Here is a 23858-nt window from a genome sequence, read left to right as displayed (position 1 = left end):
GCGACCCGTTTCCTGCGCAAAGGACTCGAAAAAGAACAAAAGGTGAATATAATAAGGATTCGCCATGTATGCCGAGTTGTCGATCACGTCGAATTTCACCTTCCTCACCGGGGCCTCGCACCCCGAGGAATACATGCAGCGTGCCGTGACGCTGGGCCTGCCCGCTATCGCAATTGCCGATGACAACTCGGTCGCCGGGATCGTGCGCGCCCATACTCAAGGGCGCGAGATCGCCCGCAAGGTGCGTGAACGGCTGGAGTGGGAGGCGCAGAACACATCCATCGGCCCGCCCTGCCCCGATCACATCCCGAAACCGCCCTCATACCCGATCCACGCGGTGCCGCGCCTGATCCCGGCGGCGCGGCTGATTTTTACCGACGCGCCCACCGTCACCGCCCTGCCCCTGAACCGGCAGGGCTGGGGCAACCTGTGCCGCATCCTGTCAAAGGGCAGCCTGCGGGCTGAGAAAGGCGACTGCATCCTGCATCTGTCGGACCTGATGGAGTTTTCCGACGGTCTCCACCTGCTCCTCTGGCCACAAGCGGCCCGGTCGCAGGGCGGCGCGGGCGCATGGCGGACACAGGCGCAACAGCTGACGCGCCGCTTTGCGGGACGGATGCATCTGTTGATGCACCCTCGGTACGATGGCGCCGATAGTATATATTTTCACGAATTAGAGACTGATTCACGGCAACTCGGCATCCCGACCCTCGCCAGTGCTGCGCCGATGATGCACCACGGCACCCGCCGCAAACTGGGTGATGTCCTGACCGCCATCCGCCTGCGCCGCAAGGTGGATGATCTGGGCCGGGATGCGCTGGCCAATGGTGAACAACGCCTGCGGTCCGAGGCCGAAATGCGGCGCATCTTCAAAAACCATGAAGGGGCCGTCACCCGCGCCCATGTCCTCAGCGAACAGCTGCAATTCTCACTGGATGAGTTGCGCTATGAATATCCCAGCGAAGGCAACGATCAGGAAACCCCGACCCAACGCCTGCACCGTCTGGCGCATGAGGGGCTGAACTGGCGCTATCCGGCGGGGGCCTCGGAGAAGGCGAAAAAGATGCTGGCGCATGAGCTGACCCTGATCGGCAAGCTCAAATACGAACCCTACTTTCTGACCGTCCGGGATATCGTCAAATTCGCCCGGTCCCGCGATGTTCTGTGCCAGGGGCGCGGGTCGGCGGCCAATTCCGTCGTCTGCTACTGCCTCGGCATCACCGAGGTCAGCCCCGAGCTGGGCACGATGGTGTTCGAACGCTTCGTCTCCGAGGCGCGGGACGAGCCGCCCGATATTGACGTGGATTTCGAACATGAACGCCGCGAAGAGGTAATCCAGCATATTTACGACCGCTATGGCCGCCACCGCGCGGGGCTGTGCGCCACCGTGATCCACTATCGCGGCAAGCGCGCCATCCGCGAGGTCGGGCGCGCCATGGGCCTGACCGAAGACACGATCTCGGCCCTGTCCTCGCAGCTCTGGGGGTTCTTCTCGGCCAAGGGGCTTGAGGCCGAACGGATGCGCGAAATCGGCCTTGACCCCGAGGATCGCCGCCTGAAACAGACTCTATCACTGGTATATGAGATCGATGGCTTTCCCCGTCACCTCTCGCAACATGTGGGCGGTTTCATTATCACCGAGGGGCGTCTGGACGAACTTGTCCCCATCGAAAACGCCGCGATGGAAAACCGCACGGTCATCTGCTGGGACAAGGACGATATCGACTCGCTTGGTATCCTCAAGGTCGATGTCCTCAGCCTCGGGATGCTGACCTGCATTCGCAAGGCGTTCGACCTGATCCAGCAGCACCACCGCACCGACTATACGCTGGCCACCCTGCCGCCTGAGGACCCAGTGGTCTATGACATGCTTTGCAAGGCCGACAGTATCGGCGTGTTTCAGGTGGAATCACGGGCACAGATGAACTTCCTGCCCCGGATGAAGCCGCGCGATTTCTATGATCTGGTGATCGAGGTCGCCATCATCCGCCCCGGCCCGATTCAGGGTGACATGGTCCATCCCTATATCCGTCGCCGGAACGGAGAAGAGGAGGTCAGCTTCCCCTCGGACGCATTGGGCGAGGTGCTGAGCAAAACGCTGGGCGTGCCGCTGTTTCAGGAACAAGCCATGCAGATCGCCATCGTGGGCGCGGGGTTCACTCCCGAACAGGCGGACCGGCTGCGGCGGTCACTGGCCACCTTCAAGAAGCACGGCAATGTCAGCGAATTCCGTTCCCTGTTCCTGCGCGGGATGGAACGGAACGGCTATGAACAGGATTTTGCCGAGCGCTGCTTTTCGCAGATCGAAGGCTTTGGCTCTTACGGCTTCCCCGAAAGCCATGCGGCTAGTTTCGCCCTGCTGGTCTATGCCTCAGCCTGGATCAAATGCCACCATCCGGGGATTTTCGCCTGCGCGCTGCTGAATTCACAGCCGATGGGGTTCTATGCGCCTGCCCAGATCGTGCGCGATGCGCGCGAACACGGGGTGCAGGTGCGCCCGGTCTGTATCAATGCCAGTTTCTGGGACAATGTCATGGAACCCGACGGGCGCGGCGGGCTGGCGCTGCGGCTGGGGTTCCGCCAGATCAAGGGCCTGAGCGAGGAAGACGCCAGCTGGCTGACCGCCGCGCGGGGCAATGGCTACACCCAGGTCGATGACGTCTGGCGACGCGCAGGGCTGGGGCCATCCGTCATCGAGCGGCTGGCCGAGGCTGATGCCTTTGCCGCCTGCGACCTGACCCGGCGCGAAGCCCTGTGGCAGGCCAAGGCGATCGCCACCGCCAAGCCCCTGCCCCTGTTCTCGCAGGATCTGGAGGGCGAGGCGCTGGATGAACCCGCAGCCTATCTGCCGCAGATGACACTGGGCGAACAGGTGGTCGAGGATTACGTGGCCACCCGCCTTAGCCTGAAGGCGCATCCCGTCGCCCTGATCCGGCACCTACTGACGCCTGAGCCGCGCGACAAAACCACACCTGTTGCATGACGCCCGAACCGGGTATCCGCCAGAAACAGAGTCGAAAACGGACCGCATATGACCCGCCCCACCCTGCCGCCGCGCTTTCCCGTGACACCGGACCAGATCAACGCGCAGGTCCGCGCCTTTTATGCCCGCGTGCGCACGGACACAGTGCTGGGACCGGTGTTCAACAAACATGTCCACGACTGGCCCGCGCATGAGGACAAGATCGCCGCCTTCTGGCGCAACGCCATCCTGTTTGAGCGCAGCTATGACGGCAATCCGCAGCGGGTCCATAGCGAGCGGCCGGATGTGAAGCCCGAGATGTTCGCCCACTGGCTGGACCTGTTCGAAGAGGTCGCCACCCAAACCCTGCCCCCGGAAACGGCCACCCCCTGGGTTGCGCTGGCCCGGCGGATCGGGGTGGGCATGAAGGCAGGTGTGCAATCCGCGCGCCAGCCCAAGGACGCGCCGCCATTGCTGCGATGATCACGGGTCATGGCGGCTTTGCGATGTTAGCGGTAAAATAGGGGCTATGCGGGTCGGCCAAATGGGTTTACTTGAGGGTAAGACAGCCCCGTTTGCGCTGCGCCCCTACACCGACACATCACCCGAGGCCGATCCATGAGCACTCAGAACTCCACCCTTCGGGGTCTTGGCTATGCGTTTGCGGGCTTTGCCGTCTTTGCCAGCCATGACGCGCTGATCAAAGTGCTGGGCGGCACATACTCGGTGATGCAGATCATCTTTTTCGCCACGCTGTTTTCCTTTGTTCCAATGGCAGTGACGATCCTGACCGACCGGACAACAGGCAACTTCCTGCCGCATCACCCGTGGCTGGTGCTGCTGCGCTCGGCCCTGATGGTTACATCCATGGTCTGCGCCTTCTACGCCTTCTCGGCCCTGCCACTGGCCGAGGTCTATTCTCTGCTGTTTGCCTTCCCCCTGTTTGTCACCGTCCTGTCGATTCCAATCTTGGGAGAGGTGGTGCGCGCCCAGCGCTGGGCCGCCGTAGGGGTGGGTCTGATCGGCGTTCTGATCGTCCTGCGCCCGGGGGCCACAGACATCACCCTGGGTCACCTCGCCGCCCTGACCGCCGCGTTTTCCAGCGCGTTAGGGTCTGTTTTGGTCCGCAAAATCGGGAATGAGGAACGCTCAGCCGTGCTGATCCTCTATCCCATGTTATTGGCCATTCTGGTGATGAGCCTGCTGCAGCCTGCCGTCTACCAACCGCCGTCGCTGCTGCATCTGGCGATGATGGCTTTGGTCGGCGTATTCTCAGTGATCGCGCAACACCTGATCATTTTGGCCTATCGCGCCGCGCCTGCAGGCGTGGTCGCCCCCAGCCAATACAGTCAGATCATCTGGGCCACCCTGTTCGGCATGGTGTTTTTCAACGAGCGGCCCGATGGCTGGGTCGCCGTTGGGGCCAGCATAATCATCGCCTCGGGCGTCTATGTGGTCTGGCGCGAGGCCCGGGCGAATACATCCTCGGTCAATACCCCGGTTCTGAGGGTCCGCTCGCCCCGGTCCGACACCGGCGCATCGCGGCCGGGGAAATGAAAAACGGCGCGCCAATCCGCGCGCCGTTCCTCAAAGTCGCAGGTTTAAAACCTTAGTAGACCACAACCGAACGGATGCTTTCGCCCTTATGCATCAGGTCGAACCCGTGGTTGATGTCGTCCAGACCCATGGTGTGGGTGATCATCGGGTCGATCTCGATCTTACCGTCCATGTACCAGTCGACGATCTTGGGCACATCGGTCCGGCCCCGCGCACCGCCAAAGGCCGTCCCGCGCCACGAGCGGCCGGTGACCAGCTGGAACGGACGGGTCGAGATTTCGGCCCCCGCAGGTGCCACGCCGATGATGATCGACTCACCCCAGCCCTTATGCGCCGATTCCAGCGCGGCGCGCATCACGCCCACATTGCCGGTTGCGTCAAAGGTGTAATCGCCGCCGCCCTTGGTCAGGTTGACCAGATAGGGGACCAGATCGCCCTCGACCTCAGCCGGGTTCACGAAATCGGTCATGCCGAATTTGGTCGCCATCTCGACCTTGGCCGGGTTCAAGTCGACGCCGACAATCTGGTCAGCCCCGGCAAGACGCAGGCCCTGAATGACGTTCAGACCGATACCGCCCAGACCGAACACAATGGCGCGGCTGCCGATTTCCACCTTGGCGGTGTTGATCACCGCGCCAATGCCGGTGGTCACGCCACAACCGATATAGCAGATTTTGTCGAAGGGCGCGTCCGGGCGCACCTTGGCCAGCGCGATTTCGGGCAGAACCGTGTGGTTCGCAAAGGTCGAGCAGCCCATGTAGTGCAGGATCGGATCGCCATCCAGCGTCGAAAAGCGCGAGGTGCCGTCGGGCATCAGCCCCTGCCCCTGTGTCGAACGGATCGCCTGACACAGGTTGGTCTTGGGGTGCAGACAGTATTCACACTCACGACATTCGGGGGTGTAAAGCGGGATCACGTGATCGCCCGGCTTCAGGCTGGTGACGCCGGGGCCGACCTCAACCACGACACCTGCGCCTTCATGGCCCAGAATCGCGGGGAACAGCCCCTCGGGGTCGGCGCCCGACAGGGTGAATTCATCGGTGTGGCAGATGCCGGTGGCCTTGATTTCCACCAGAACCTCGCCCGCCTTGGGGCCTTCGAGGTTCACCTCCATCACTTCCAAAGGTTTGCCCGCCTGAACGGCGACGGCTGCACGGGTACGCATGGTGCTTGTCTCCCAGTCAAATTCGCCCCGACCCTGCGCCAAAAGCAGGGTGTTTTCAACTGCGCTTTGGTGACAGATCGACTAAGGATTTGATATTACAGAAACGACATTGCCGGAAAAAGGAGCGCCAATGCGCCGTTTTATTCCACCCCTGATCCTGCTGGCAGCCTGCGCGCAGACGCCCCCCGCCCCGGAAGAGACCCGCCTTGCCCCCGAGGCCGCCCCCGTCGATCTGGTCTTTTGCGAAGGGGATGGCGTTGCCAATTCCATCGGTCAGCCGGTTTCAACCATTCAATCCGCGTTGCCCGAACGGTCGCGGGTGCTTGGGCCCGATGATCTGGCCACGCAGGATTACCGCATCGACCGGCTGAATGTGTTTGTCGATGAGGCCGGGATCATTCAGCGGCTCACCTGCGGGTAGGCGTGGACTCGGCAGGTGATTCTCAGATAAGAACAAAATGGGAACACTTTGATGTCTGCCGATGCTGAAACGCCGCATACTCTCGCTCTGGTTTCCCCGTCTGGGGGCTGAACGGCTGATCCGCGCTGCGCGGGGGCTGCAGGATGGACCTTTGGCCGTGGTGGCCGAGCAGGCGAATATGCAGGTGGTCACATCGCTGAACGCAGAGGCGCAGGCCGCCGGGCTGCATGTGGGGCAGCCGGTGCGCGATGCCCATGCTATGTGCGCCAGCCTTGTGACCCGTCCCCGCAACGCCCCGGCCGAGGCGGCCTTTCTGACCGCGCTGCGCCGCTGGGCGGGCAAGTTCAGCCCATGGGTGGCGGAAGAGGCCCCTGATGGTCTGATCGTGGACCTGTCAGGCTGCGCGCATCTGTTCGGCGGCGAACAGGCGCTGCTGAACGTGCTGGAAACCGACTGCGCCGATATGGGGCTGAGCGTGCAGATGGGCATCGCCGACACGCTGGGGGCGGCCTGGGCGCTGGCGCGGTATGCCGGGCAAGAGGCCACCTCGGACCGCAATGGCGACGCCATCAGCCAAGAGGCACGCGCCACCCGCGCCCGTGCCACCAAGCGGCGGCATTGGACCAAGGGCGGGGCCGCGCCGCAGGTGGTCGCGTTGGGGGGCGGCGCGCGGATTGCGGCGCCGGGGCAAGCCTATGGCGCGCTCAGCCCCCTGCCCATTGCGGCGCTGCGGCTTGAGGATCAGGTGGTCGCGCAGCTGAACCGGCTGGGCCTGCGCCGGATCGGCGATCTACTAGGGCAGCCGCGCGCATCGCTGGCGCGGCGGTTTGGGCGTGGGCTGGTGCTGCGGCTGGATCAGGCGATGGGCAGCGCGCCCGAGCCGGTCTCACCCGCCCGTCCTCCGCATCACTTTGCAGTGCGGATGACCCTGCCCAACCCGATCGGCCTGACCGAAGACGTAATGGCCGCCATCGACCGCGTTCTGCCGACGCTCTGCACCAAGCTGGAAGAGAAGGCGCGCGGCGTGCGCACCCTGCGCCTTGAGGCCCATCGCGCCGATCAGGCGGCTGAGATCATCGAGGTCGGACTGGCCCGCCCGACCTATGACAAACACCGTATTCGCCCTTTGTTAGAGATGAAAATCGATCAGATCGACGCGGGCTATGGCATCGATATGCTACGGCTTGAGGCGCTGCAGACCGAGCCCATCCACGCCCGCACCATGGCCGGCCACGCCGAGGCGCGCCGTGCCGTGCGCAACCGGCTGGAGGGCAACACCGCCGTTGAAGACCTGATTGGCAAGCTGGGTGCGCGGGTCGGGCTGGACGCGATCACAAGGCGGCATCCGGCGGCCTCGCATATCCCCGAGAAAACCGCGCAGGTACTGGCGGCAGCCTGGTCCGAGCCCGCGCGCGACTGGCCCGCACCGCCCCGACCGCGCCCCTTGCAGATGTGGCAGCCCGAACCCGTAATGGCCCCCGAAACCCCGGATGTGCCCGACACATTCCGCTGGCGTGGGCGCGACTGGCAACTGGCGCAGGCCACCGGCCCGGAACGGATCGCACCGGAATGGTGGCTGGACGATCCGAACTGGCGCAGCGGCGTGCGCGATTACTGGGTGGTGGTGACCGAACAGGGCGAGCGGTTGTGGCTGTTTTACGGCCACGGCGGCACCATGTCCGCAGGCTGGTTCTGTCAGGGGAAGTTTTGCTGAAAAGCGCTAATTAGGGTCTATTTTCCACGGTAAACCAGCCAATCCGGCAGATAATCAATCAACCGGATGACCCACGAAAACGGCGCGGGGAAATCGGTACGGAACCGACGGCGCGACATCGCCTTGACCACGCGATCCGCGGCATCCTCGGGTGTCATCAGCATGGGCATCTTGAAACTGTTCTTTTCGGTCAGGCGGGTCTTGATGAAGCCCGGATTGACGATCCGCACCGTAACCCCCGACCCTGCCAGATCATGCCGCATCGTCTCGGCCAATGACACCAGCGCCGCTTTGCTGGACGCATAGCCAATCGCTGCGGGCAAGCCGTGATACCCAGCCAACGAGCCGATCAGCGTTATCTCTCCCCGTCCCGCTTTGACAAGCGCGGGCACGGTCTCACCCAGCACACGCAAAGCGCCCAGATAGTTCACATCGGCCATCCGCAAGGCGGCATCGGTGTCCCATTCACCCGCGCGCATGGGATCATAGGCACCTGCATTATAGACCAGACCTTCAATCTCTCCGGTCTCGGCCACAGCCGCTCGAATAGAGTCTAAATCAGTCACATCCATCGAAATTGCACGCGCATTGGGCAGCGTCCCACAGATCTCGGCCAGACGCTCGGCATTGCGCGCGGACAGGATCAGATGGGCACCCTGACGGGCCAACGCCACGGCCAGCGCCCGGCCCAAGCCTTCGCTGGCGCCGATGATCCAATAGGTTTTTCCGTTAAAGCTGCTCATTCAAGGGCCGTTTCCGTTTTGTGTGTTTGTATTACGGCCCTGCTGGTTCCGTGGATCACGCAGCGCAGACAAACGCAGCCTGTAATCAGAGGTCACAACATAGTGCAAAACTGAAAAACCACTAACCCGATTGATCCACCCCAGCCTATTCTGCGTATCTTATTGTAATACGTTACATAACGAGGCTTGAATGTTCGACGAATCCCGGGGCGTCCGGAAAAAAATCGCAGTCATAGGCGCAGGCATCTCGGGTCTCTCCGCAGCTTACTACCTGTCACAAAACAACGACGTAACCGTGTTCGAGGCCGAGCCCCGGCTGGGCGGTCACGCCCGCACCGTCATGGCGGGCAAGAACGGGGATCAGCCCGTGGATACCGGGTTTATCGTCTTCAACTATGCGACCTATCCGTACCTGACCGCGCTGTTTGATGAGTTGAACGTGCCCGTCATAAAATCCGAGATGAGCTTTGGCGCCACCATCGACAATGGCCGCATCGAATACGGGCTGAACAACCTGCGCACCCTGACTGCGCAGAAACGCAACCTCGCGCGTCCGGCCTATTACAAGATGATCGCCGACATCCTGCGCTTTGGTAAAGAGGCCCCCGAGGCCGCGCAGGATGATGACACCACCATCGGAGAGCTTGTGGATCAACTGCGCCTTGGCCACTGGTTCCGCCACAATTACCTGATGCCCATGTGCGGCGCGATCTGGTCCACCCCGGTTGAGTTCGTGGATCAGTTCCCCGCCCGATCGCTGGTGCAGTTCTTCCGCAATCACGCCCTGCTGGCCAGTGGCCGCGCCAAACAGCATCAGTGGTACACCGTCAAAGGCGGCAGCATCGAATATGTCCGCCGCATCGACGCCGCCCTGCGCGCGCGGGGGTGCGAGATTCGGCTGGCCGCGCCCGTTGACCACGTTCAGCGGGATGAAACAGGCGTCACTGTCCACAGTCAGGGACAGGCCGATCTGTTTGATGAGATCATCCTGGCCACCCATTCCGACCAGTCGCTGGCCATATTGGGTGATGCCGCGACCGAGGGCGAAAAAGCCGCGTTAGGGTCTATTCGCTATCAACCCAACACCGCCATCCTGCATTGCGACCCGCGCCAGATGCCGCGCCGGCGCGCCTGCTGGTCCAGCTGGACCTATCGCTCGCAAGAAGGGAATGTTGGCGTCACCTATTGGATGAACCGGCTTCAGAACATCCCGGACAGCGATCCGATGTTTGTGTCGCTGAACGCATCCTCGGATATTCCTGCGGATAAAATCTATGATCAGGTCGAATTTGCCCATCCGGTGTTCGACAAGGCCGCCCTGAAGGCACAAGGGCAAATCCGCGATATGCAGGGACAGAACCGAACATGGTTTGCCGGTGCGTATAACCGGCATGGCTTTCACGAAGACGGGATTGCCAGCGCGATGCATGTGGTCGAGCGCTTGAACGGCACCCCGCACACACTCGGAGCTGACAATGGCATTCTTGCAAAAGACCCGGTCCTGCCTGCTTCGGCTTAAAGCTACCATTCTGCGCCCGACGTTGCTGTCGATCTGTTTGCTGGTCCCTTCGGGGGTGCTGGCAGCCCCCGGTTTGGATGAGCTGAACAACCCGCAACTGCGCGGTACGGCAACCTATCGCTATCTCGGGCTGCCTGTGTATGACGCGACGCTGTATACGCCGGGGGGTGCGGCCTTTAACTGGAACGAGGATTTCGGCCTGCAGCTGCAGTACCGCCGCAACATCTCGCAAAAGGCGCTGATCAACTCGACCCTGGACGAGATGGAGCGCATTGGCCGGTCCGCCCCTGTGCGCGATCAACTGCAGGTCTGCTTCAAGGCCGTTAAGAAAGGCGACCGCTATCTGGCGGTGTCCGAGGGGCCTGACAAAGTGTCCTTCTGGCTGAACGGCAGCAAGACCTGCACGATGTCCTATCCGGGGATCAAACGAAGCTTTATGTCGGTTTTTCTGGGGGACAACACCCGATCGGCCGCCTTCACGCAAAAGCTGCGAGGGCAGTGATGCTCTACCCACGGGTCAGTCTGTATGCCCTAATGTTGGCTGCGGCGGGGATACCGCTGTATATCCATCTGCCGCGCTTTGCCGCCGTTAACCTTGGTATTGGGCTGGGCGCAATTGGAACCGTATTGCTGCTGATCCGCATTGTCGATCTGGTGCAAGATCCCCTGATCGGCTGGTCCATCGACCGCTGGCCCGGCGCGCAGCTGGCCTTTGCCGCAGCGGCCGCCCTTGGACTGGCCGTCGGGTTTCCCCTGCTGTTTGGACTGCCTGAAGGCGCAAGTATCGCTGCATTAGTGTCTGTTCTGGTGCTTTTATTCTCGGCCTACAGCCTTGGCACGATCCTTCTTTATGGACGCAGCGCAACGCTGGCCAAACAGGCCGACGCCAAAGAGCTGATGACGCTGGCAGCATGGCGCGAAGGCGGGCAACTGACCGGCGTCATTTTGGCCGCCAGCGCCCCCGCCCTGTTCGTGGCCTTGGGGGCCAGCGCGCAAGGCTATCCGGCGTTCGGGATGTTTCTGGGTCTGCTGGCCGTTCTTACATTGGTGATGACGGTGCCTATCTGGCGGCGGGTTCCGATCACAGGGCAGGGCCTGTCACTCTCTGGGCTTGGACAGGCTGGCGCGCTGCGTCTTCTGTTTCTGGCCTTGGTCAACAGCTTGCCTGTGGCGATCACCTCAACCCTGTTTTTGTTCTTTGTCGAAGACCGCCTGCAATTACCCGGAAAAGCCGGTCCGCTGCTGATCCTGTTTTTCCTCAGCGCCGGGCTCAGCGTGCCGCTGTGGGCGCGGCTCAGTAACCGGATTGGCCCGAAACAGACTCTGATGATCGCCATGCCACTATCGATTGCAGGCTTTGTCGGGGCAGCGACGCTGGCCACCGGAAACCTGACTGGGTTCGCCCTGATCTGCGTGGCGTCGGGGGCGGCGCTGGGGGCCGATATGGTCGTGCTGCCCGCAATGTTCTCGGTCGTGCTGACCCGCGCGGGGCTGAACGCATCTGCCGCCTTCGGCATCTGGTCATTCGCGGGCAAGCTGGGCCTTGCACTGGCCGCTTTTTTCACACTGCCGCTGCTGGAACGCAGTGGATTCACACCGGGGCAAACAAATTCGGCCGAGGCGCTACGCACACTCACCTTCGCCTATGCCGTGCTGCCCTGCATCCTGAAACTCGGCGCGTTCGGGCTGGTCCTGACGCTGCCAACGGAGGTCTCAGCCAAATGACATCTGTCGCCATCTTTCTGACTGCCGTCCTTATCCTGATCATCGTTCGACGCCGGTTCCTGAGTTTCCGGTCCCAAACCCCTGCCGATTATGCAGGTACCGGGCCCGCGTTCAAAATGAAGGAAAACCTGAGCGGCGAAATCCTGTCCGAAGGGCTGATCTATGGCCCCAACGGCAAGATGACCAACAGCTTTGTCGCCCGCATGGTGGGGGAGTGGAACGGAAACACCGGCACATTGGCCGAGTACTTCACCTATTCCAACGGCAAACAGATGACCCGCAAATGGTATCTGACGCTGGGCACCGGCAATACGTTTACTGCCACGGCAGATGACATTGTGGGCGAAGGGCACGGGACAATCTCGGGCTCGACCGTCAAGCTGACCTATCGGATCATCCTGCCCAAGGATTCGGGCGGGCACACGCTGGATGTCACCGACTGGATGTATCTGACCGAAAGCGGCGTGATCATGAACCGCTCTGAAATGCGCAAATTCGGCCTGAAGGTTGCCGAATTGGTCGCCACAATGCGCCCCGCGCCCGAGGCGAAGGCGGCGCATGTCAGCGGCTCAAACGGATACGACGCCACCGCCGAGACACGGACGCTGCAATGACCCCGCGCCGTTACCTGATCGCAGCATTTGCCGTTCTGGGGCTGATCGCACTGGCCGCCTGTTCGGCCAAGCCGCGCGTGCCCAAGACCTTCCTGTCCGACCGGCAGCTGAACCTTGAAGAGTTCTTTGAGGGCAAAACCGTTGCCTACGGTCAGTTTCAGGATGTGCTGGGCAATGTCCCCCGCCGTTTCACGGTTGAGATTGACGGCACCTGGGATGGTGAAACGCTGACCTTGGTCGAGGATTTCATCTATGATGACGGGGCCACCGAACAACGCATCTGGACCCTGACCAAAACCAGCAAGGATACCTGGACCGGAACTGCCCCCGGCGTGCTGGGCACCGCCAGCGGGGTTGAACGGGGCGATACGTTCAACTGGAAATACAAGATCGACCTGCCCGTCAAGGACGGCACCATGCGGGTGAATTTCGACGACTGGATGTGGCTGCTAAGCGATGACCGCCTGCTGAACCGCGCCTATGTCTCACGCTATGGGGTGCGTTTGGGTGAGGTCATTTTGTTCTTTGAAAAGAAGTAACACATGAAAAAGGGCGGGTCCGAAAACCCGCCCTTTAGCCGTTTTGGATCAGCCCAACTTAGAAGTTGAACCAAACACCAAAGTCGGACTGGATGAAGCTGTCCGCTTCGCCTTCTTTGACCTGGCCCACAGCGCCGCGAAGTGTTGTGCCGCCACCCAGATCATAGATGGCACCAACGCCGATGTTACGGGTGTCGCCGTCAGCGTTACCGTCACCGTAAACCAGTTGCAGTGTGGTTGCTGCACCAACGTTGTAAGCAACCGAGAAGCCATAGGCGGTGCCGTTTTCGTCGTCATCGGCGACATCATCGTCAGCCAGGAACAGCGTGCCGTAGAAGTCTTCGAATTCTGCACCCAGGGTCAGAACGGTCAGGCTTTGCTTGTCGATCGAGCCAAAGCTGTCGGTCTCACCATAAACCAGCGAGGCAGTGAAGTTGTTGAACGAATAGGACGCGAAGACGTCCCAACGGTCTGCATCGGTTGCGTTACCGTTCACGGCCACTGTCTGCTGGTCGTAAGAACCGCCAAAGGACAGGTCGCCCGCATCATATTGGAAGAAGACAGCCTGCGCGCCTGCACCGGTCGAGCTGTATTCGAGGAACTCGTAGTTCACACCAACATACTGGCCCAGGAATTCCTCAAGGCCGGGCTCGTTACCGAAGTAATCGCCAAGGTTGTCGAAGGCGCCCGAGACGTTGCCCGCGTCAACACGCAGACCACCGTAGATGACCGAGAAGCGTGCGCCGTTCAGGCCAGCAGTGTTGGCTTCGCCGTTGCCGCTGTTTTCGTCAGCTTGCAGACGAACACGGCCTTCAAAGCGAACGCCACCATCGGTTTCGGTGAAACCGTCAAGGTTCAGACGAAAGCGCGAAACGAGGATCGCGTCGTCGGTGTCGACGGTGGCTGTGCCCGCTGCAGCGCCACCCGATGTGAAGTTGGTTACCGTTCCGGTGCGGTCTTCAACATAGCCGATACCAAAACGACCGTAGCCGCTGAAGTTAACACCAGATTCAGCAGCAGCCATACCGGCTGTCGCAAACAACGCAGTCGATGCGAAAAGAAGCTTTTTCATGGTTAATCCATAAGGTTATTGTGAGAGGAGTGTCGCCACACACTGTGGCTGAACGCGTCATCGGGCAAATCGAAAGCAACAGCAACGCCCGTTACGTGGACTCAGATTTTTGCCGAAATCAGGCGTTGCGAATTTGCACTGCGTCATATTTGCTTCATATAATTTTAGTTATTTTACAAATACTTGTGCATCAATCACCCTCAGTGACAAAAAGGTGATGACAAAAAATTCAAGCGCCTCTTTAAACTTCGAATTCCTGACAGTTTAAGTCGGATGCACTTGCGCTCTGGTTCGGGTCCAACTTTTGACATGGCAAACGCCAGACGGACCGGCGCAACAGACAATTCATCTGCTGCTGTACACGAAAGTCAGCTTGCGGCTGACGCCTCCGGGGGGTTTGGGAAAAGGTGACGCGGCTTCGACCTGCGCCTTGGCGGCGCGTTCAACATCGGGTGTGCCGGTGCTGTCGACCACATCGACCCAGGCAAGGGTCCCATCCGGGTTGATCTCAAAGAACACCTTCGCTGCTCCACGCGCTGCCGTATAGACCACCGGCGCGCGGTTCAGATGCACCAGAACCTCACCCGCATAATTGGTTCTGTCCGAGTTTCCGGGCCCGCGCCCGCCGGACCGCGTGCCGCTGTCGCTTATGGTAAAGGCATCTACGCCCCGGCGCGCATAGGTGGCCAGGGGTGACTCAACTTCTCGCGTTGGAAAACGCAGATCGCTGAAATCCCGCAATCCGCTCAGCACGCCGGGGGCTTCGGGTTGTGGGCGTCGATCTGGCAATTGCGGGCGGATGGACGAGGCCACCGCCAGCTCGGACCCTTCAGAGCTGTCTTCGATCTGCGGAACAGCCTCAGCAGGGGCGGCGGGGATAATCGCCTCGACCGCCTCAGAGTCCAACGGCACGACCGCTGTGGCGGATGGTTCAGGCGTCTCCGACGGTTCGGTCAGGGCGGCCAGTTGCTCAACCTCCTGGGGTTCCGGCGCGGCGGGTGGGTCGGCAACCGGCTCGGTCGCCTCAGGTGAGCCTTCGGGCGTCTCGGCGACCTCAGCCGTTTCAACATCGGGGGTTTCATCAACCTCATCGCTGGCGGTTTCGTCGCCCTCGGTTGTGTCTTCGGTGGGGGGCGTTTCCGCCTCGACCGGGTCCGGCGATACGGGCTGAACCACCTCTGAGGTGCCGGTGTCGGGCGCAAAGGTCTGTTGCGGGTCATCGGACGCGACATGCACCTCGCTGGTGGGAATTTCAGCCGCTTCCGGCTCAGGCTCGGGTTCCGGTTCGGGCTCGGGTGGCTCCTCTGGCTCGGGGGCGTCCTGTTCCTCAGGCTCAACCGGTTCGGCGACCGTATCGACAAGGTCTTCAAAGCTATTGCCCAATTCGACCGAATCCGTGGATCCGTCTGCCCCCTGCTCTTGCACAAGACTGGGGGCGGTCAAGCTTAGGCCCATAAGGTGCAGGATCAGCGACAACAGCGCGGCCAGCAGCGCGATATAGACCGAGCCCCGGATCATTCCAGCGCTTTCTCGGTTACGACAAAGACCGACAGCGCACCCAGACGGCGCAGCTCACCGGTCACCTCCATCAGGCGAATGCCCGGGGCGTTGCGGTCAGGCACGATACGCACGGGCCCCGGCTCACGCCCAGCCATATAGGTTTCGGGCTGGATCGGCGCACCGCGAAAGCTAAGCGTCCCGTCCTGATGCAACACCAGCGCATCCGGCGGCTCGCGCCCGTCCAACTCGGACGTGTCCACAAGGTCCAGATCCGGGTCCAACGGCGTGGCCACAGTGCCCGCAATCAAAAAGAAGATCAGCATCAGAAAGACGATGTTGATCAACGCAATAGTAGAATCGCGCCGGGCGCGGGGGCGGGCCTGACGGATCATTCCAGCACCAACACGCTCAGGCCATCGCGGCCACGCAGTTCGACCAGCAGGTCCACCACATTCTGTGCCGTGGTGTCCGGGTCCAGGCTGACCAGCACCTGCCCGGTGGTCACCTGCGCCGTTAGCTCCTCCAGCGTCACCGGGATTCCGTTCAGCACCAGCCGGTCCACACCTAGTTGCACAAAGGCGCGGTCCTGTGGCGCCTCACCCGATGAGGTACCTGCGGTGGCGTTGCTCAACTCGATCTCACCGAATTTAGAGAAGGTCGAAGTCAACATGAAGAACAGCAACAGCAGAAAGATCACGTCGATGAGCGGTGTCATCGCCATGCGCCGTCTGACAAAGGGTGCCGGGTTACGCATGTCCGGGCGTCGCCGCCATGGTCTGATCATCCTGCGCCAGCGGGATAGCCTGACCGGGCACCAGAACGGTGCGCAGCGCCTTGTCTGCAAAGACCCGCTCGCGCGCGGTACGGCTTTCGAACCATGACAGAACCATTGAGGTCGGCATCGCCACGGCCAGACCCACCGCAGTGGTCACCAGCGCCACCCAGATACCACCAGCCAACAGCGAGGGGTCAACGGATGACCCGGCGGATTGCAGGCTGCGGAATGCCTCGATCATACCCAGAACCGTACCGAACAGGCCCAGCAAAGGGGCCAGCTGCGCGACGGTATCAAGCAGGCGAAAGCCGCGTTCCAACCCGGCCAACGCCAGCCCCGCCTCGGCATCCAGCCTTTGGTCCAGACCGGGCGCATCGGGGGCATCCATCGCAACGCCAACCAGCGGCGCCAGATAGCTGTGGCTTTTCGCCAGCCGCGCGCGGGCGGTTTGTTTGTCCCCGGCATCCCATGCCTCAAGCGCCTGTGTCAGAACGCGGTGGCGGCCAACGCCCGAGACCGCAAATTGCCAGAGTTTGTAAATCGTGACCGCCAGCGTCACCACGGACATGGCGATCAGGATGGCAACCACAGGCCCGCCAAGGGCCAGAATTTCGCGCAGGGCGTCCAGAAAGCTCATCCCAAAAGCTCCACTTCTGTTCGGGTGGTCAGGGTCGGGGTCGCGTCGCAGGCAGTGCTGTCGGCACCACCGACGGTACAGGCGCTGAGGCCGTTGAACAGAACACGCCCAAGGCTGTCACATGCGATGTCGCGCACATCGAACTGGCGCACACGAGGCCGCCCGGCCGGCAGGTCGCGGAACCCAAACAGGGTGAGCCGTTCAAAAACGCCCCCCTCATCGAAGATCACCACCTGATAATTGGCCGTATCAATCGACGTATCCGATTGGTTTTCGACCAGAAAGGTCAGGCGGCATGCGTTCTCGACGGTTTCGACGGCGTTCAGCTCGATCTGCAGCCCCCCGGTGTTTGCGGTCGTCTGGGCCGCTGCCAGCGCAGGCAACACAGATAGGCTGGCGGCAAGGACCGAACGGAGACTGGTCATGGATACGCTCCTGATTGTTTGGCGCAGCAAGGGGCTTGGTTGCCCTGCCCCGTCTTATCCAAGACCGTATGGGCAAGAAAGAGCTACCGACATTTAAGTGATAAAGGGTGAGTCACCCGGCCTGCAAGGCTGCGCCGTCCCAAAGAGGGGCTATTGCGACGGGTCCGGCGGGTCGCGATTGACCAGCGCACAGGCCACCAGCCATTCCAACGCGTTGGATTTGATACCGTGTTCGGCGCAGATCGCTATGCTGCGGCTTTCGAAAATCTGCGCGTAAACGGGCCAATTGTCTTGATCAGGCGGGTAAATCGCGCCCTCGGTCTTGCGCAGTTCCCATTTGTGCATCTTGCCACCCGCCACGCCAAAGCTGATCTGGCCGGGGATCGGCGGCAATCCGCGCCCGTCCAGCAAAAGAGGGTCTGCAAAATCGCGATAACCCAACCCCTGAACAAAGCTGGTGTTGGATGGGTTGCAGCCCAGTCCGAACCACATGCCTTCGGCCACCGCATCCGACATCTGCGGATCAAGCTCGTCGCTTGCGGTCAGATACATCGCATATTCGCTCGCCCTCCAGTTGGAACCCGGGCCAAACCGCAGCCAGCCGCGGCCCCAGGGATAGGTGTCAGTGCTGTGCAGGCCATAATCAGCCCCCATCCGTCCCGCCCTTTTGGCGCGATACCGGGTCCAACCCTCGATGGCGGCAACAATCTCAGGGTCTGTCAGCTGCCCATCCCGTGCGGCCAACACGTATTCCAGCGACGCGTTGGGGTAGTTGCCCTTTTTCACCCCCGCCGCTGGCTTGTCGGAACGTGGCACAAAGGCATTGTTCCCCTCAAACACATCGCGGGCCGCAACATCGCCGCTGGCCCGATAAAGAACCGCCGCGGCCGCCACGCGGGCACGGGCCACGATGGCTTTGGCCTTGTCGTCCTGCTGTTTGTTCGCATTGGCGCGGGCATCCTGTTCGGCCCAGCGCCAGGCCCGCAGCGCCTCATCTATCAGCGCATCGCCCAGAACAGGATCGCCGCAGGTCTGTTTGATAACGTGACCCAGCTTGGCCGCGCTGATCGCAAAATTGTAGGCGGCCCAATCCTCGGGGCCATAGGCGTAGGCGATCTGCACCGGATTCCATGAGACTGAACCAAAAATCCCCGGGTTAGAGTATTCCACGCCACCTATAATCGACCCATCCGCGCCCTGCGTCCGCCGCCACAGGGAAATGCCCCACAGCGCCTCATGTATCAGATCGGGCAGGACGGTTATGCCATCGCCCCGATCATCCGTCCCCTTGCGCGCCAGTACACCCGGATGTGCAAAAGGCTTGCCGCTTTCGGGCAGGTTCAGGTGCAGAGACCGCGTATGATCCAGTATCTCGATCAGATGCGCCATTTGAAAGACCACATCCATATGCTGGATACGCCGGTCCCAATCCCCAGCATCATGCCATCCACCCCACGCATCCGGGTTGGCCTGCGCGCGGGCCGAGACTGGAATGCCTTCGACCCCGGTCACGCCCACGGGTTGCTCGGACAGCAGACGCGTTGCGCTCTCTTTCCCGTACCCTTCGCCGGTGGGGCCCAGTTGCGCCGCCGTCTGCCAGACGGTCAGGCCATCCTCGGGGTGGCCATTGCGCGGGCGGGTGCGAGTTTCACCGTAAGGTGCGGTTATCGCGCAGCCGGATCGTTGGTGGAAAAACCACCGCGCAGCCAAACGCAAAGCCTCGGCATAAGGGGCGGGGGAGATGCGGAAGGCAAAGGACCGGCCCAGCCCTTCGACCTGCAAAACACAATCGCCTTCGGTGTCCAGGTCTGAGAAATCGGCCTCATACACATCGCAGCCGTTGTAGTTCCGCCCTTTCTGATGCGGCTCTGCCCCGGCTTTGGCCAGCGTCAATTGTCCCTGACGCAGCTGGGTCCCATCGCTTGCCGACAGAAGGGTCCAGCGGGTTTGCTCTGACAGCAGCGCGTCGGTGCTGCCGGGCTGACCCGCAGCATCATGCCCCAGCCACGCCCCGACATACGCCTTTTTAGGCCCCCGCAGCGGATACCCCGCGTGACAGACATGTATCGCCTCAGTGAACAGGTCGGAGGACTTGCGCTGGCTGAGCACCGCGACCGAGGGCCCCTCAACCGTGATCTGCGCCCCATCGGGGATCGCCCGATCCAGAACCAGCGTCAGGTTGTGCCGTTTGGTGCTGTCCCATTCACGCTTGGCCAAGGCGACCGTTCGGATCGGGACGGATTTGCGATAGACCGACTCGGTTTTGGCTGGCACCCCATCGATCGTCACATGCCATTCACCCGGCTGATCCGCAGGCGTGCCACGCCGAAGCACCGAAGCGCTTGCGTCAAAGCCTGACCTCTGGCTGCCGCTGACGATCTTGGGCCATGGCGTGAAACCTTGTGGTTGCGAGGGGTTTGCATCGCCCGAGAAATACCCCTCAACCCCGTTAAGCCGACCCAGCGATCCAAAGCTGTCAAACGGATCAGGCGACCAGATGCGATCATCTGACGGGGATACGGGTGCGGCCTGCGAAACCTCAAACAGCGTGTCGATCACCGTCAGTTGCAGGATATTGTCTCCCATGAACCCCACGGCGATGTCCGGGGTGGGGTTTGCAAAACCCATCGTCCCCAGAACCGGAACAGACAGTGCCAGCGTTGTTCCCTGCAGCAACAGCGCACGTCGGGAAATCCTCATCACTCAGTGCCTCCTTTCGCTGTCTGCCGGGGTGGCGGTGGCCTGTTGCGCGCTGCGATCCAGGCTTTTGAAAAACCGCCAGATCAATTTGGGCCGCAGCAGGCTGTCGGGATACAGAACCGCGCCCCACAGCCCCTCGGCCAAGGCGGTGGATTTGCGCCCGTACTGGTACTGATTGCGCACGCCGGACCAGAACATGTCGATCTGCCGGGCCCTGAGCAGGCCGCGCAGTCGTGGGCCGTACCGGGCCTGCATATCGGGGTTGGCCGCCACTTTCTGCAATCCGGGCACCCGGCGGGCAAAGACGGGGCCACGGGCCTGATGGTTGGCCCCACTGGCGACCTGTCGGTAGTGCAACAGAGGCGGCCCTGCGACCACGGTAAAATCGCCCAGCAAGGCAACGCGGCACCAGAATTCCCAATCTTCGGCCATGATCAGGCTTTCGTCATACCCCCCGGCCTGCCGGGCCGCATTGGTTCTCAGCGCCAGCGCCCCGCCATTGACCACAAAGTTCTTGAGCAACAGCGCGTCCAGTTGGTTTCGCTCGGGCACCAGCGCCCGGTTGTCAGCCCCGCGCATTGGGGTGCCGTCAATATCCATGCGCTGAACACCCGCCACCGCAGCGACCGCATCACTATGTGTCAGCGCGTTATAATAGGATTGCAGCGCATCCCCGTGCAGCAGGTCATCCGCATCCAGAAACAACACAAACGGCGTTTTGACCTGTGTTAGACCCAGATTTCGCGCAGCACTCACCCCTTTTGCCGGGCCATCAATCAGATGAAACCGGGGGTCCCGTTGCGCGTAGCTGTCGAAAACCGCGCGCGTGCCATCGGTTGATCCGTCATCGATGCACATCACCTCAAAACCCGCAAAGCTTTGGTGCAACACCGAGTCGAGCGTTTCGGCCACAAAGCGTTCTGCATTGCGGGCGGGAATGATGATGGAAAAGACAGCATGCTCCATTTCAGCGCCCTCCGACCCGGTCGACCTGAACCGCGGCACTGCTGTATTCCGCGAACTCGACCCGCATCAGCCCGGCCATCATGCCCGCGCCCCGGCACAGTTCCAGAAACCCGCGCACCCATCTGGCGCGCGACCCAAATCCAAGGCACAGGCACATCGTGGCCCCCCACCCCATCGCGCCCACGCTTTTGATCCCCCGCAACCCGACATCCTTGCGGCGGATCAGGGCAATCCGGCTCAGGGTGTTGCCCATACGGAACCAACGCCGCCGCAACCAACGCAGCGTCGCACGGTTTTCCGGCACATCATCCCAGACCAGCGCCTGCGCCGCCGCACGGATCGTGCCTCCGCCCATGCGCAGACGGGTAAAGAACTCTTCATCCTCGCCGCCGGTGATGTTGAAACGCGGATCGAACCTGAACCAGCGATCCCGGATGACCGAGGCCCGCACCATCGCGTTATTGGTGGCCGCCGCATTCAGTTCCTCACCCTGCTCATACGGGCCCATGCGAAACAGGTTCAGCGCCTCGGCCCAGTCAGGCGGTGGCTGGCGAAAGCGCGGTTCAACCGCCCCTTGTACGGCAACCGTATCGGGCAGAGCGATGGTTTTCAGCATCTCGGCCAGCCAGATGTCACTGGCCACTTCATCATCATCGAGGAAAGCGATGAAATCCGCATCCTCGGGCACCTCGGACAGGGTTCGGTTGCGCGCCGCAACGATGCCGCGCTGATCCTCGGTCACGTAGATCACGGGCCAGCGGGACAGATGCTGAATACCGCCCAGACTATCCTTCGCCGGGGCATGCGGCGCGTTGTCGGCGATCACCAAAGTCACCCGCGCGCCCGTCCGGCCCAGTTTCTGCGCATTCAGGCTGTCGATCAGCGCCCGCAACCCTTTGGGCCGCAGATAGGTAGCCACGCAAACGGCCACATGCGGGCCTTTAGGTTTGGGGCCATTACCGCTCATACCCGGCAAGCTCCAACGCGTGCCCGGCCAGTTTGTCGAACCGGGCTTTTTCCGTATCTGACCACGCGGCCCAGCGCTTGACCGGGTTGAAATCCGACGATTTCGCCTGTGGCTGCCAGCGCGCCTCATTCCCCGCAGCCGATCGGGATGAGCCGCGCACCGGCAGGTTGTCCACTTTGTCCCACGGGAACGTTTCGGGCGACAGCTGGGTATGGGCCAGCACTTCGGTCACGAAATGCTTTGGGTCGGCGACGACATCCTCATAACGGGCCACCATCGTGTCGTCGTTTTCATTCTCGCCGCCCTCGGCAAAACTGGTGATCGCCTCGGCCCCCAGACGCCATTCATGGGCCAGCTGGCGAAAGGTTTTTCGGGTCAGCGAGTAGCGCGAAAAGGTTCTGAGCGACGAATCCACCACATCGCGCCCGTCGCGCAGGCACAGGATCAGCCGGGCGTCGGGAAAGATATAGGGGGCCAGTGTCAGATTATGCACATGCGGGCATTTCAGCAGGATATGTTTGCCCGGCGCGCCGGCCTGAAGCTCGCGAAACCAGGCGCCCGACAGCAGCGCCAGCAGGTCATGCTTGCCCATAACCTCTTCGTTGCGCGGAAAATACCTTAGGAAATCGCGCCCAAACGCCGCCGCATCCTTGGCCGCGTGCAGCAGCGGAAATTCATAAAGCCGCCCGGCATCGGCCGCCACATCCGGGTGCATGGCCAGAAGGTCACGGATGAAATTGGTGCCCGAGCGCGGCATGACACCCAGCACAAGGATGGGTGTGCACACATCCCCCCGCGCGCGCCGCGCCAATTCGGCCAGCCGCGCGCCCTGCTCCGGGGCAATCGGCGGCAGGAAATCCTCAATGGCCAGATACCGTACACCCAGCAGGCGGCGGACGATCTGTCCCGTCTGGTTGAGGCGCATATCGCCAAGGGTGCGTGACACCTGAGTCAGTCGCATGGCTTACACATTGCCCCTGCATGCGCGCCAGGATTGCCAGGGCAAATCCGCACGGCCTGTCACCTGCGCCACATATTCCATGTCCGGCGTGAACAGCTCGGTCAGTTTTTGGCGCGTCTCTCCGGTGGGCGGGGCGACCCGTGTTTTCAGATGCTGACGGTTAAGCGACAGGGCCTGTTTCAACCCGGGCAGAGATTTGACGGTACGCACCGCCCCGCGCATCCCGATGGAGCGCATCATGTCCCCCCCACGCCGCAAAGTGCGCTGTACCGCCGGGTTGCGATAGGTGACGGTCTCATGATGGCGTTCCGCCAAAGACGCCGGGACGTGATCGGGGGCAATCGCAAGATGCCTGCAAATCTGATCATAGGTGCCCCCGGGGTCCTCAGCGATGTCCTCGGAAAACAGCAACAGCAGCGCGCTGCGATCAAAACAATCCAGCCAGCGCTGCAGATTCAGTTTGTACTGGCTTTGACGCGCATAGGCCGGGTTCTGCGACAGCGCATCCTCGAACGAGATCGAAGATGCGATATGCCCTTTGCGGATTTCATGCAGGTGGTTGGAATAGGCCCGCTCAACCGGGTCGCGCAGAATGCAGATCAGCTTGAGGTCGCGGTTGTAATCCCGGGCCCGCTGAGGGGCGTCCTGACTGAAGAAATAGGTCGGAGAGCATTCGCCCTTGATCGTGCCGTCCGGGCCTTCGGCAAAACAGCTTTCGTACCAGATATAGCCACGGTCATAGTTCGCGGTGAAAAAGTTCAGTTCCTTGGCGTCCGCCGTGGTCACGCCGGAATGATCTGACAGGACATGATGCAGCCATGTCGTCGCCGCCTTCTGCGCACCAATGCCAATGAACTCAACCTTACTCACACCAAATACCCTTTCAGACCGCGCCA

23 protein-coding genes are annotated in these 23858 nt (G+C 61.7%); 10 read left to right on the top strand and 13 right to left on the bottom strand.

Translation table 11 applies throughout. From position 1 onward, the window contains the following. Positions 1-64: 64 nt before the first annotated feature. The 3 genes from ACRZ94_RS11220 (at position 65) to ACRZ94_RS11210 (ending at position 4519) form a co-directional block, all read left to right on the top strand. Positions 65-2983, top strand: a complete 2919-nt coding sequence (locus tag ACRZ94_RS11220; protein WP_480797364.1) for an error-prone DNA polymerase — start codon at positions 65-67, stop codon at positions 2981-2983. A gap of 48 nt (positions 2984-3031) precedes the next feature. After that, a complete protein-coding gene (locus ACRZ94_RS11215; protein ID WP_480653297.1) occupies positions 3032-3445 on the top strand; it encodes a group III truncated hemoglobin in 414 nt (137 codons plus the stop codon). 135 nt (positions 3446-3580) lie between these two features. Continuing rightward, positions 3581-4519 (top strand): DMT family transporter, encoded by a 939-nt coding sequence (locus tag ACRZ94_RS11210; RefSeq protein ID WP_480653295.1) that lies wholly within the window; start codon positions 3581-3583, stop codon positions 4517-4519. Between the two features lie 52 nt (positions 4520-4571). Here ACRZ94_RS11210 and ACRZ94_RS11205 read toward each other — a convergent pair whose 3' ends face one another. Then, the gene (locus ACRZ94_RS11205; protein ID WP_480797363.1) at positions 4572-5684 is read right to left on the bottom strand and encodes an S-(hydroxymethyl)glutathione dehydrogenase/class III alcohol dehydrogenase; all 1113 of its coding nucleotides are present in this window, start codon (positions 5682-5684) and stop codon (positions 4572-4574) included. Between the two features lie 130 nt (positions 5685-5814). Between ACRZ94_RS11205 and ACRZ94_RS11200 the strand changes: the two genes are divergently transcribed. Continuing rightward, a complete protein-coding gene (locus tag ACRZ94_RS11200; protein WP_480797362.1) occupies positions 5815-6105 on the top strand; it encodes an I78 family peptidase inhibitor in 291 nt (96 codons plus the stop codon). Positions 6106-6166: 61 nt separating this feature from the next. Then, the gene (locus ACRZ94_RS11195; protein ID WP_480797361.1) at positions 6167-7819 is read left to right on the top strand and encodes a DUF6504 family protein; all 1653 of its coding nucleotides are present in this window, start codon (positions 6167-6169) and stop codon (positions 7817-7819) included. A gap of 17 nt (positions 7820-7836) precedes the next feature. On the opposite strand, the gene ACRZ94_RS11190 is transcribed toward ACRZ94_RS11195, so the two are convergent. Beyond that, positions 7837-8562: an SDR family NAD(P)-dependent oxidoreductase gene (locus tag ACRZ94_RS11190; protein ID WP_480653288.1), complete on the bottom strand. Its 726-nt coding sequence runs from the start codon at positions 8560-8562 to the stop codon at positions 7837-7839. 190 nt (positions 8563-8752) lie between these two features. On the opposite strand from ACRZ94_RS11190, the gene ACRZ94_RS11185 reads away from it, so the two are divergent. Genes ACRZ94_RS11185 through ACRZ94_RS11165 form a run of 5 tightly spaced genes read left to right on the top strand, consistent with a single transcriptional unit; the run spans position 8753 to position 12959 of the window. Continuing rightward, on the top strand, positions 8753-10081 hold the full coding sequence (locus ACRZ94_RS11185; RefSeq protein ID WP_480797360.1) for an NAD(P)/FAD-dependent oxidoreductase: 1329 nt from the start codon (positions 8753-8755) through the stop codon (positions 10079-10081). Beyond that, positions 10038-10583 carry a hypothetical protein gene (locus ACRZ94_RS11180; protein WP_480797359.1) on the top strand — a complete coding sequence of 182 codons (546 nt, stop codon included), beginning with the start codon at positions 10038-10040 and terminating at the stop codon, positions 10581-10583. Before ACRZ94_RS11185 ends, ACRZ94_RS11180 begins: the two co-directional genes overlap by 44 nt. Beyond that, on the top strand, positions 10583-11806 hold the full coding sequence (locus ACRZ94_RS11175) for an MFS transporter (protein WP_480797358.1): 1224 nt from the start codon (positions 10583-10585) through the stop codon (positions 11804-11806). Before ACRZ94_RS11180 ends, ACRZ94_RS11175 begins: the two co-directional genes overlap by 1 nt. Continuing rightward, entirely contained in the window at positions 11803-12420 is a 618-nt protein-coding gene (locus ACRZ94_RS11170; protein WP_480797357.1) for a DUF3833 domain-containing protein, read from the top strand. Before ACRZ94_RS11175 ends, ACRZ94_RS11170 begins: the two co-directional genes overlap by 4 nt. Next, entirely contained in the window at positions 12417-12959 is a 543-nt protein-coding gene (locus ACRZ94_RS11165) for a DUF3833 domain-containing protein (RefSeq protein WP_480797356.1), read from the top strand. Before ACRZ94_RS11170 ends, ACRZ94_RS11165 begins: the two co-directional genes overlap by 4 nt. Before the next feature lie 58 nt (positions 12960-13017). Here ACRZ94_RS11165 and ACRZ94_RS11160 read toward each other — a convergent pair whose 3' ends face one another. The 11 genes from ACRZ94_RS11160 to ACRZ94_RS11110 form a co-directional block, all read right to left on the bottom strand. Continuing rightward, positions 13018-14031, bottom strand: a complete 1014-nt coding sequence (locus tag ACRZ94_RS11160) for a porin (protein ID WP_480653276.1) — start codon at positions 14029-14031, stop codon at positions 13018-13020. 345 nt (positions 14032-14376) lie between these two features. Continuing rightward, on the bottom strand, positions 14377-15549 hold the full coding sequence (locus tag ACRZ94_RS11155; RefSeq protein WP_480797355.1) for an energy transducer TonB family protein: 1173 nt from the start codon (positions 15547-15549) through the stop codon (positions 14377-14379). Then, the gene (locus ACRZ94_RS11150; protein ID WP_480797354.1) at positions 15546-15923 is read right to left on the bottom strand and encodes an ExbD/TolR family protein; all 378 of its coding nucleotides are present in this window, start codon (positions 15921-15923) and stop codon (positions 15546-15548) included. The genes ACRZ94_RS11155 and ACRZ94_RS11150 overlap by 4 nt, the downstream gene beginning before the upstream one ends. After that, positions 15920-16246, bottom strand: coding sequence for an ExbD/TolR family protein (locus ACRZ94_RS11145; RefSeq protein ID WP_480797353.1), 327 nt, complete (start codon positions 16244-16246; stop codon positions 15920-15922). Before ACRZ94_RS11145 ends, ACRZ94_RS11150 begins: the two co-directional genes overlap by 4 nt. A gap of 31 nt (positions 16247-16277) precedes the next feature. Beyond that, positions 16278-16943, bottom strand: a complete 666-nt coding sequence (locus tag ACRZ94_RS11140; protein WP_480653268.1) for a MotA/TolQ/ExbB proton channel family protein — start codon at positions 16941-16943, stop codon at positions 16278-16280. Beyond that, positions 16940-17368: a hypothetical protein gene (locus tag ACRZ94_RS11135; RefSeq protein ID WP_480653267.1), complete on the bottom strand. Its 429-nt coding sequence runs from the start codon at positions 17366-17368 to the stop codon at positions 16940-16942. The genes ACRZ94_RS11140 and ACRZ94_RS11135 overlap by 4 nt, the downstream gene beginning before the upstream one ends. Before the next feature lie 150 nt (positions 17369-17518). Then, entirely contained in the window at positions 17519-20068 is a 2550-nt protein-coding gene (locus ACRZ94_RS11130; protein ID WP_480797352.1) for a glycoside hydrolase family 9 protein, read from the bottom strand. Positions 20069-20071: 3 nt separating this feature from the next. Next, entirely contained in the window at positions 20072-21034 is a 963-nt protein-coding gene (locus tag ACRZ94_RS11125; protein WP_480797351.1) for a glycosyltransferase family 2 protein, read from the bottom strand. Position 21035: 1 nt separating this feature from the next. After that, on the bottom strand, positions 21036-22001 hold the full coding sequence (locus ACRZ94_RS11120; RefSeq protein WP_480797350.1) for a glycosyltransferase family 2 protein: 966 nt from the start codon (positions 21999-22001) through the stop codon (positions 21036-21038). Beyond that, complete coding sequence (locus ACRZ94_RS11115; RefSeq protein WP_480797349.1) at positions 21991-22962, bottom strand: sulfotransferase family protein; 972 nt, start codon at positions 22960-22962, stop codon at positions 21991-21993. Before ACRZ94_RS11115 ends, ACRZ94_RS11120 begins: the two co-directional genes overlap by 11 nt. Positions 22963-22965: 3 nt before the next feature. After that, positions 22966-23832 (bottom strand): sulfotransferase domain-containing protein, encoded by an 867-nt coding sequence (locus ACRZ94_RS11110; RefSeq protein WP_480653257.1) that lies wholly within the window; start codon positions 23830-23832, stop codon positions 22966-22968. Between the last annotated feature and the right edge of the window lie 26 nt (positions 23833-23858).

The sequence above is a fragment of the Ruegeria sp. CH10 genome (assembly GCF_056537125.1).
Note: the sequence above shows the minus strand (reverse complement) of the source record. Positions and strands in the feature narration are given on the sequence as shown.